At 71.8% G+C, this 9,592-nt stretch carries 9 protein-coding genes; 8 read left to right on the forward strand and 1 reads right to left on the reverse strand.

Going from position 1 to position 9,592, the window contains the following annotated elements; genetic code table 11:
• From FJ251_10310 to FJ251_10330, 5 genes are all read left to right on the forward strand, one after another.
• Positions 1–225: a T9SS type A sorting domain-containing protein gene (locus FJ251_10310; GenBank protein MBM4118112.1), complete on the forward strand. Its 225-nt coding sequence runs from the start codon at positions 1–3 to the stop codon at positions 223–225.
• Between the two features lie 61 nt (positions 226–286).
• Positions 287–1,465, forward strand: coding sequence for a serine/threonine protein phosphatase (locus FJ251_10315; GenBank protein ID MBM4118113.1), 1,179 nt, complete (start codon positions 287–289; stop codon positions 1,463–1,465).
• A gap of 109 nt (positions 1,466–1,574) precedes the next feature.
• Positions 1,575–2,876, forward strand: coding sequence for an NADP-dependent isocitrate dehydrogenase (locus FJ251_10320; GenBank protein MBM4118114.1), 1,302 nt, complete (start codon positions 1,575–1,577; stop codon positions 2,874–2,876).
• Positions 2,877–3,226: 350 nt separating this feature from the next.
• Positions 3,227–4,675 carry a hypothetical protein gene (locus tag FJ251_10325; GenBank protein ID MBM4118115.1) on the forward strand — a complete coding sequence of 483 codons (1,449 nt, stop codon included), beginning with the start codon at positions 3,227–3,229 and terminating at the stop codon, positions 4,673–4,675.
• Entirely contained in the window at positions 4,672–6,291 is a 1,620-nt protein-coding gene (locus FJ251_10330; GenBank protein ID MBM4118116.1) for a hypothetical protein, read from the forward strand. The genes FJ251_10325 and FJ251_10330 overlap by 4 nt, the downstream gene beginning before the upstream one ends.
• Before the next feature lie 341 nt (positions 6,292–6,632).
• Here FJ251_10330 and FJ251_10335 read toward each other — a convergent pair whose 3' ends face one another.
• Positions 6,633–8,042: a M28 family peptidase gene (locus FJ251_10335; GenBank protein ID MBM4118117.1), complete on the reverse strand. Its 1,410-nt coding sequence runs from the start codon at positions 8,040–8,042 to the stop codon at positions 6,633–6,635.
• A gap of 141 nt (positions 8,043–8,183) precedes the next feature.
• Between FJ251_10335 and FJ251_10340 the strand changes: the two genes are divergently transcribed.
• The 3 genes from FJ251_10340 to FJ251_10350 form a co-directional block, all read left to right on the forward strand.
• A complete protein-coding gene (locus tag FJ251_10340) occupies positions 8,184–8,582 on the forward strand; it encodes a glyoxalase/bleomycin resistance/extradiol dioxygenase family protein (GenBank protein MBM4118118.1) in 399 nt (132 codons plus the stop codon).
• Positions 8,583–8,693: 111 nt separating this feature from the next.
• Entirely contained in the window at positions 8,694–9,455 is a 762-nt protein-coding gene (locus FJ251_10345) for an ABC transporter permease (protein ID MBM4118119.1), read from the forward strand.
• A partial coding sequence (locus tag FJ251_10350) for an ATP-binding cassette domain-containing protein (protein ID MBM4118120.1) occupies positions 9,452–9,592 on the forward strand: 141 nt, incomplete at its 3' end. The genes FJ251_10345 and FJ251_10350, both read left to right, overlap by 4 nt.

Consider the following 9,592-nt stretch of genomic DNA (forward strand, 5'->3'; position numbering starts at 1 on the left):
ATCGACTTCGGCCTGCCGGCGGACGCGGCGGTGCGCCTCACCGTCTTCGACGTCAACGGGCGCGCGGTGGCGACCCTAATCGACGGCACGCTGCCCGCGGGCTGGCAGCGCGTGACCTGGGACGGCCGCGACGCGCAGGGCACGCCGGTGGCGGCGGGCGTCTACCTGTACCGGCTGGAAGTGGGCGCGGAGCGCATCCAGCGGAAGATGCTGATCGTCAAGTAGCGCTCCTCCGCGTCCCCCCGCGCGAAACAACGCGCGCGACCCGGACGCGAACTCGCTGGCGATGAAAAGCCCCGGCGCTGGATGCGCGCCGGGGCTTTTTCGGCTTGCCCAGTCGCCGCGTGGCGGCGAGAGTGCCAGCATGGCTACCCTGGTCATCGGCGACATCCACGGCTGCTGGGCCGAGCTGCAGGCCCTGCTCGACAAGGCCGGCCCCGCGGCGGACGACCTGATCCTCGCGGTCGGCGACCTGGTCAACCGCGGGCCCGACTCGCCGCCCCTGCTCGCCTTCTTCCGCGACACGCCGAATGCGCAGAGCCTGCGCGGCAACCACGAGGAGCGCCATCTCGAGGCGCTGCCGGGCCGGGAGCCGCTGGGGCTGGCGCACGAGCTGGCCCGCCTGCAGTGGAGCGAGGCGGACTACCGCGCCGCCTGCCGCACGATGGCGGCCCTCCCGCGCGCGCGGCTGCTCGAGGAAGCGCTGGTCGTCCACGCCTACTGGGAACCGGGACGGCCGCTGGAGCGCCAGCGCCCGGAGGTGCTGACCGGTCTGCCCGGCGGCCTCGAGCGGCTCTGGTCCCGCTACGAGCGACCCTGGTACGAGCTCTACGACGGCGAGAGGCCGCTCATCGTCGGCCACCTCGACTACCTGCAGACGGGCGAGCCCTTCGTGCACGCCGATCGCGTCTGGGGCCTGGACACGGGCTGCGTGCGGGGCGGCCGGCTGAGCGCGCTCTGGCTGCCGGACTTCCGCCTCGTCAGCGTCAAGGCGGGCGCGCGCTACTGGCAGCTCCAGCGCCAGGAGTACGGCGAGCTGCGGCGCTTCGACCTCGCGGCGCACGTGGATCTCGACTGGCGGACGCTCCGCGCACTGCTCGCCGAGATCGACCGCCGCGACGGCCTGCCTGCCGGCCTCGCCGAACGGCGCGAGCGTCTGCGCCGCTTCCTGGGGCGGGCCGAAGCGAGCCTCGACCTGCTGCTCGAGAGCCTGGGCCGCCGCTGCCAGGGCATCCTCGCCGAGTTGGCGGCCGCGCCCGGCTTCGCCGCGCTGCCGGCCGGCGAGCGGCGCCGGCGTTTCCGCGAGCGGGCAGGCGACGGCCGCGAGGGGCGCCTGCTCACCCTGGCCTACAAGGGCCGCCTGGGGCGCGCGGCCCTGCGCAAGGCCTACGCCAGTCCCCGCGCGCTCCTGGTCGCCTGCGAGCGCCTGGGGCTGCTGCTCCGCGATCACGCCCGCCCCGACTAGGCAAGCGCCTTGCGGCGACGCCCGGAGCGAGTATCATAGCGCCTGTCCGCCGATGACCCGGAAACCCACCGGGGTATCCCGCCCATTGCCGACACAGCAGGAGCCACGCATGAGCCCCTTCTCGCAGCTCACTCCGCCGACCGCCGGTGACGCGATCAGCCTCAATCCCGACGACAGCCTGCACGTGCCGCCGCGGCCGATCATCCCCTTCATCGAGGGCGACGGCACGGGGCCCGACATCTGGCGCGCGAGCCGGCGCGTCTTCGATGCGGCAGTGGCCAAGGCCTATGGCGGCAAGCGAAGCGTCGAGTGGTTCGAGGTCTACGCGGGCGAGAAGAGCCACGCGCGCTTCGGGGAGTGGCTGCCCGAGGACACCCTGCGCGCGGTGCGCCAGTACCGCGTCGCGATCAAGGGTCCCTTGACGACGCCCGTGGGCGGCGGCATCCGCAGCCTCAACGTGGCGCTGCGCCAGCAGCTCGACCTCTACGTCTGCCTGCGGCCGGTCAAGTGGTACCCCGGCGTCCCGAGCCCCGTGAAAAGGCCGGGCGACGTCGACATGGTGATCTTCCGCGAGAACAGCGAGGACATCTACGCGGGCATCGAGTGGGAGGCGGGCAGCCATGAGGCCCGCACGCTGATCGGCTTCCTGCAGAAGGAACTCGGCGTGCGCAAGATCCGCTTCCCCGAGACGAGCGGCATCGGCATCAAGCCGGTGAGCAAGGACGGCACGGAGCGCCTCGTGACGGCGGCCATCGAGTACGCGTTGAAGCGCGGACGCAAGAGCGTGACGCTCGTCCACAAGGGCAACATCATGAAGTACACCGAGGGGGCCTTCAAGAACTGGGGCTACGCGCTCGCGCGGCGCAACTACGGCCAGCGCTGCTTCACCTGGGCCGAGTACGACGAGATCGCCGCCAAGGAGGGCGCCGAGGCGGCCGATCGCGCACAGAAGGCGGCCGAGGCGGCGGGCAAGCTCATCATCAAAGACGCCATCGCCGACGCCTTCCTGCAGCAGATCCTGACGCGGGCTCGCGAGTTCGACGTGATCGCCACCTTGAACCTGGACGGCGACTACGTGAGCGACGCTCTCGCCGCGCAGGTGGGGGGCATCGGCATCGCGCCCGGCGCGAACATCAACTATCGCACGGGCCACGCGGTCTTCGAAGCCACGCACGGCACCGCGCCCAAGTACGCGAACCAGGACAAGGTGAATCCGGGCAGCGTGATCCTCAGCGGCATGCTGATGTTCGAGTACAGAAGTTGGCCGGAGGCGGCGGCTCTGATCGAGAAGGGTCTGGCGGGGGCCATCGCCGCGAAGACCGTGACCTACGACTTCGAGCGGCTGATGGAGGGCGCGACGCTGCTGAGGTGCAGCGAGTTCGGGGATGCGGTGATCAGGCACATGGACTAGCCGGCTCGGCCTCGCCTGGCGCGGCCTGCTGCCTCCCCTCGCGCGCGAAACAACGCGCGCTCGAGGAGACAGCAGGCCTCGCTAGTTGAGGCCGTGCCGGGTCGGCCTGGCGATCGGGCGGGTGCCAACTCGGATCTCCTGCGCGAAACCTTGCCGCAAGCGCCCTCACAGCGGCTCCAGCCCGCCCCCGGGGGCGGGTCGGGGCGCCCCGTCCAATTCCCCAGAATCCTGCCTCTCTTGCCCGAAATTACGCTTTGCGGCCCGCTGGCCTTGTCATACTCTGGTCGCCGGCCGAAGCCGCCGGCCGGAGGCGCGGCGGCAGAGCAGACCCGAGCCCGGGAGTGGACGCCGTGAAAGGACTCATCCTTGCCGCGCTCTGCCTGGCCTTGGTGGCCGGCGGGGCCGCCGCCCAGGACATGCACAAGGCCGTCCTCGGCGAGGACGCCTGCCTGAGTTGCCACGTCGAGGAGGGCGAATCGGCGATCGACCGCGAAAACTGCCTCGGCTGTCACGAAGCAATCGCGAAGGGCCTCGCGCGCGGAGCGGGTTTCCACTTCAACAGCGTGGTCACGCGCCAGCAGGACTGCGGCGCCTGCCACCGCGAGCACGAGGCCGAGGGCAAGCGCCTCGCGGTCTGGAGCGACGAGGCGAGCAAGCGCCGCTTCGACCACACGGCGACGGGCTTCGCGCTCGCGGGCACGCACGCTGGGCTCGTCTGCGAGCGCTGCCACAACGTGGAGCGCATGGCGGCCGGCGCCAGCGACCGCGAGAACCCGGCGCACAGCTTCCAGGGCCTCGACGCGGACTGCGCGGCCTGCCACGAGAGCCCGCACGGCCGCGCCCTCGACTGTGCGCTCTGCCACCAGCCGACGCGCTTCGCCGAGCTGCAGAGCCCGCTCGCCTTCGACCATGGCGCCGAGACCGGCTTCGCCCTCACCGGTGCGCACGCGGAGGTCGCCTGCGGCGGCTGCCACAAGGACCGCCGCTTCGGCCGCGTCGGCGTCCAGTGCGCCGACTGCCACCGCGACGTCGCCCACCGCGGCGAGCTGGGCTTCGACTGCGCGCGCTGCCACGCGCCCCACGACTGGCGGCTCTCGACCGAGCGCCTCCTCGAGCACCAGCAGACGCGCTTCCCCCTGCTCGGCCGCCACGCCGTCATCGACTGCGAGGCCTGCCACACGGACGTGCAGCGGGACGAGTTCGTCGGGCTGCCGACCGACTGCTTCGCCTGCCACGCCGCCGACTGGGCCGGCACGGCGAGCCCGGCGCACGGCGTGGTCGGCCTGGGCACGGACTGCCAGGAGTGCCACTCGGTCTCGCACCTGTTCTGGAGCGAGGCCAGCTTCACGCACACGGCGAGCTTCCCGCTCACGCAGGGGCACGCGGGCGTCGACTGCATGAGCTGCCACGTGGCCGGCCAGGCGCTCCCCGCGCCGGACGATTGCTACGCCTGCCACCGCGTGACGAACCCGCCGCATGTCGCCGGCGGCTTCCCGGCCGAGTGCACGCTCTGCCACTCGCCCACCAGTTTCGAGGGCGTCGAGAGCTACGCGCACGCGGCCTCGGGCTTTCCGGGCGGCGTCGGCGCGCATGCCGAGGCCGAGTGCCTGGACTGCCACACCTCGGGCGTCTACCAGGGGATGAACAGCGACTGCTTCCTCTGCCACTCGGACGACTACAACGGCACGACGGATCCGGATCACCAAGCGGCCGGCCTGCCGACGAGCTGCGAGTGGTGCCACACGCCGACGGGCTGGAACGACGTGCTCGCCGGCAAGCGCTGGGAGGTGACGCGATGAAGCGCACGACGATGCTGCTGGCGCAGGTGGCCCTCATCCTCGCCGCGCAGGGCGCCCTGGCCATGGAGACGGCGATCCTGCATCTCAATGAGGGCTCGATCTACATCGATAAGGGCGCTGTGGACGGGCTCGCCGAGGGTGACCTGCTGACGCTCGAGCAGGGCGGCATGGCGCTGGCCACGCTCCAGGTGGCCTACGCGGCGCAACACTCCTCCTCCTGCACGGTGCTCGCCGCGAGTGCGCCGCTCGCCGCGGGCGGTGGTCTGCGCCTGGCGAGCGCGGATGAGCCGCCCATTCCCGTCGACCTGCCGCTCTCCGGCAAGCCGAAGGAGCATGCGGGCTGCTCGCCGAACTGCAGCGGGCACTGCCTGGGTGCTGCCAGGCCGGCGGCGAACACGCTCAGCGGTCGTCTCGCCTTCGAATGGCGCCACTTCGCGGACGACAGCGAGGCCGAGGAGGACTTCACGCAGCCCGCGCTCGCCGCGCGCCTGAGGGCGCAGCGGCTCTGGGGCCAGCCCCTGGACCTCCGGCTCCACCTGCGCAGCAAGTACTCGCAGCGCAGCCGCGAGCTGGACGCCGAGCGCCCCGAGAACGAGTGGCTGCACCGCGTCTACGAGGCGGCGCTCGTGTGGACCTGCCCCAAGGGCCGCCTGCGTGCCTCCGCGGGCCGCTTGATCTCGAGCGACCTGCCCGGCGCCGGCAACTGGGACGGCGGCGAGCTGCTCGCGCACCTGGGCCCGCGCTGGTCGCTGGGCGCGCTGGCCGGCAGCCTGCCGGGCCTCACGGACAGCAGCTTCGACAAGGACAAGCAGGGCTACGGCGCCTATGCGGTGTACTGCGCCGGCGCGCCGGGCGCCGACGCCTATCGCGGCAGCCTCGGCTGGGTGGGCCAGTACGACGGCCACCTGGCCAGCCGCGAGTTCCTGACGACGCGGAGCAGCCTGCGCCTGGGCCGCGTCTCCCTCATGCAGCTCGCCGAGCTCGACCTCAACCGCGACTGGCGCGAGGAGGCCGCGGGCGAGAGCAAGACGCTCAGCCGCTTCAATGCGGGACTGCATCTGCAGGCGACCCCCGCGCTGCGCCTCTCGCTCAGCTACGACCGCTGGGAGCCCGTGCGCACGCTCGAGAACCGCGAGATCCCGGACAGCCTCTACGCCCAGAGCCTCCAGCAGGGCCTCAAGGGCGGCTTCACGCTGCGCCTGCCCGAGCGCGTGAGCCTGGGCGCGAGCCTCGGCTACCGCGACCGCGAGGACGAGGACAAGCGCCCGGTCTTCGCGAGCTGCGACATCAGCGCGGCGGACATCGGCGGCAGCGGCCTCGAGGCGGCGCTTCGCTACGCCTATGCCGACGGCCGTTTCGCGCGCAGCCACGTCCCGAGTCTCGAGCTGAATCGCGCCTTCTGCCGTTGCCTCGATCTGGGCGTCGGCGTCGGCTTCCAGCGCTACGAGGGTACTGAGGCCGAGAGCGCGATGCCCGACCTCGAGGGCCAGTGGCTGCGCGTCTTCGGCGGCTGGCGCCTGAGCCGGCAGGTGGACCTCCAGGGCATCTTCGGGCACACGGGCGGGGACATCGGGGCCGGCAACCTCGTGCAGCTGCGGCTGGCCTACCGCCTCTGACCCGGCCTAGAGACGTAGCCGACGCGGCCTGCTGCCTCCCCTCGCGCGCGAAACAACGCGCGCTCGAGAAGGCAGCGGGCCGCGCCCGTTCATGCCCTGCCGGGGCAGAGGCGCAGCGGGACGCATCCCGCTCGTTCGCGCTTCGAAGCTCACTCGCAGGATGCGCCCCGCCGCGCCCCCGCCTGCGCGCCCTACCGCCGCCGCGCTACCGCGCTCAACCGCCCGCGGGCCTGCCCGCTGGGGCGTCGGAGGCCGTGCTGTTGGGGTAGGTGGGGAGGCCGGGGACCTTTCTCGAGCGCGCGTTGTTTCGCGCGCGAGGGGAAGGTCCCCGGCCTCCCAAGCTATCGGAGCAGCACGATCCGCTGCGAGGCCGTCGCGGGCAGGCCCGCGGGCCTTGCCAGGTACACGCCCGCCGGCAGCTCCGCGCCGCTGTCGTCGCGGCCGTCCCAGCGGGCCTCGCTGCCGTCGAGGGCCAGGCTGCGCAGGCGGCGGCCGCCGACATCGAAGATCTCCAGGCGGCCCGCGCCGGGCAGCGCGCCCGCGAGTGCGAGACGCAGGCTGGCGCCCTCGCCGGCGCGGAAGGGATTGGGCCAGGCATCCAGGGTCAGCCCGCCGCCGGGCAGGGGATCGACGGCCGTGCCCTGGCGCACGTCGGCCCACTCGGCGAAGCAGGCAAGCGCGATCCGGCACATCTCCGCGAGGAAGAGGCCGGAGCCGCAGTCGTTGCAGCCGTAGTTGTTCACCACGGTGTCGCAGCAGTTGTCGTAGTCGGGCGCGTGGTCCTCGCCCTCCCAGAAGCCGACAGCGGGGCGGTGCCGCTGCCAGAAGGGGAAGATGTCGCTATTCGACCACGAGGAGCCGACCTGCTCGGTGACCACGCTGACGTCGCCGTACTGGTTGATCCAGTTCACGACCAGGTTCTTGAACCAGGCGCTCTGCGGATCGAAGAAGAGCTTCATGTCCCAGCCGGCCGGCGGATTGGAGCTGACCTCGTAGCCGATCATGTCCAGGTTGAAGTAGCCGGCGATGTTCATGCCCGCATCCATCAGCGCTGCGACGTGGTGCTTGCTGCCCAGCATCCAGAGCTCTTCGCCGCCCCAGAGGCAGAGCTCGACGTCCTGGCGAACGGGCTTGTTGCCCAGGATGCGCGCGATCTCGAGCAGGCTGGCGACGCCGCTGCCGTTGTCGTTGGCCGCCGGCGCCGGCGCCTGCGGGTTGTCCCAGCTCGACGGCGTGCTGAGGCGGTTGATGCTGTCCCAGTGGGCGCCGATCATGATGAGGGCGTCGGCGTTCTGCCCATCTCGCCGCGCGATGACATTCCAGCAGGGCACGACGCCGAGGGTGTCCTGCACGATCGTGAAGGGCTCGAGGGCGACGTCCCAGCCGTAGCTCTCCAGCGAGTCGCGCAGCGCATTCGCGATCCAGCCCGAGCGCGCCAGCGCCGAGCCCACGAAGCGCGTGCCCTCGGCGGTGCCGTTGCCCGGGTTCGGGTCGCCGATGTTCTCGAGCCAGTGGATCGTGTTCAGCATGCGGATGCGATCCACTTGTCCCTGCAGGCTGACGATGAAGGGATCCTGCGCGGCGGCGGGGGCGGCGGCGAGGGCGAACGCGAGGGCGAGGAGGAGTCGGCGCACGGGGACCTTCCTGCTGCGATTGGGGTGGGCGTCGACCAGGAGTATAGCCCATCGGCCCCAGGGCGCGGAAGCGGTGGCGGTGAAGGCGCAAAGCGGATCGCCATAGCGAGTTAGCATCGGCCACGGGAGGGAACGCAGGGGACACCGGGGCCGCCGCGCCGGGTCGCCGGCGAGTCGGCGGGCCGCTCCGGCGCGGCCGGGGCTTTCCCGACGCGCTCGCAGGGCCTACTCTGTGCCGGTGCCTGCGGGGAGGGAGCGATGCGCGCCGAGCGGATTCTCGAGACCTGCCTCTACGTCGACGACCTGGATGCCGCCGAAGCCTTCTACACCCGGGTGCTGGGCCTGGCGCTCATCGGCCAGGACCCCGCTCGGCACCGCTTCTTCCGCTGCGGCGAGGGCGTGCTGCTGCTCTTCAACCCGGCCTTGACCGTGGCCGACGGCAAGGCGCCACCCCACGGCGCCCAGGGGCCGGGCCACCTCACCTTCGCGATGGCAGCGAGCGAGGCGCCGGCCTGGCGCGCCTGGCTGCGCGAGCAGGGCGTCGCGATCGAGCGCGAGGTGGGCTGGCCGGGTGGCGGCCTCAGTCTCTATTTCCGCGATCCGTCGGGGAACAGCCTCGAGCTGGCCACGCCGTCGCTCTGGTTCCCCGAGGCCTAGCGCCGCGTCCGCGCGAGCGCCGGCCTTTGTGTTGACCGCCCGCCGGGGGCCGCGTACAAGGATGCCGTGAACACCTTCCAGCAGACCAGCCTCTTCCTCGGCCGCAGCGTGATCGGACTGCTCGAGGAGATCGGCGGCGGCGCGATGCTCTCCTGGCGCGTCCTGCGCGTGACGCCCCAGCTCCCGCGCACCTGGCGTCTCACCCTGGACCAGATGCTCGAGATCGGCAATCGCTCGATGCCGCTTGTCTTCGTGGTCTCCGTGTTCACGGGCGCGGTGACGGCCGTGCAGGCCAGCTACCAGTTCCAGGCCTGGGTACCGCTCATCCTGCTCAGCAGCACCGTGCACCGCTCGGTGATCATCGAGCTGGGGCCCGTACTCACCGCCCTCGTGGTGGGCGGGCGCGTCTCGGCCTCGATCGCTGCCGAGCTGGGCACGATGAAGGTGACCGAGCAGGTCGACGCCCTCGAGGCGATGGCGATCGACCCCGTGCGCTACCTCGTGCTGCCGCGCTTCTGGGCGGCGACGATCATGCTGCCCGTCATCACGGCCCTCGCCAACGTGCTCGCGATGGGGGGCGCCTACGTCGTCGCCATGCTCACGGTGGACGGCATGACGCACCACCTCTTCATGGAGGGGGTCAAGCTCCACTTCTACGTGAAGGACCTCGTGGCCGGCCTGACCAAGGCGCTCTTCTTCGGGATGATCATCGCCTCGGCGGGCAGCTTCTACGGGCTGCGCGCGGGCGGCGGCGCCGAGGGCGTCGGCCGCGCGACGATGAAGGCCGTCGTCGCCAACTGCCTGATGATCCTGGTGCTCGACTACTTCCTGGCCGCCGTGCTCTTCCAGATGATCTTCGGGGGCGGGCAGTGATCCGCGTGCGGGGCCTGGCGAAGACATTCGGCGGCCGCCCCGTCTTGGCCGGCGTCGACCTCGACATCGAGAAGGGCGAAACGCTGGTCATCATCGGCCGCAGCGGCAGCGGCAAGAGCGTCCTCGTCAAGCACCTG

The organism is bacterium (genome assembly GCA_016873475.1).
GTDB lineage: Bacteria > Krumholzibacteriota > Krumholzibacteriia > JACNKJ01 > JACNKJ01 > VGXI01.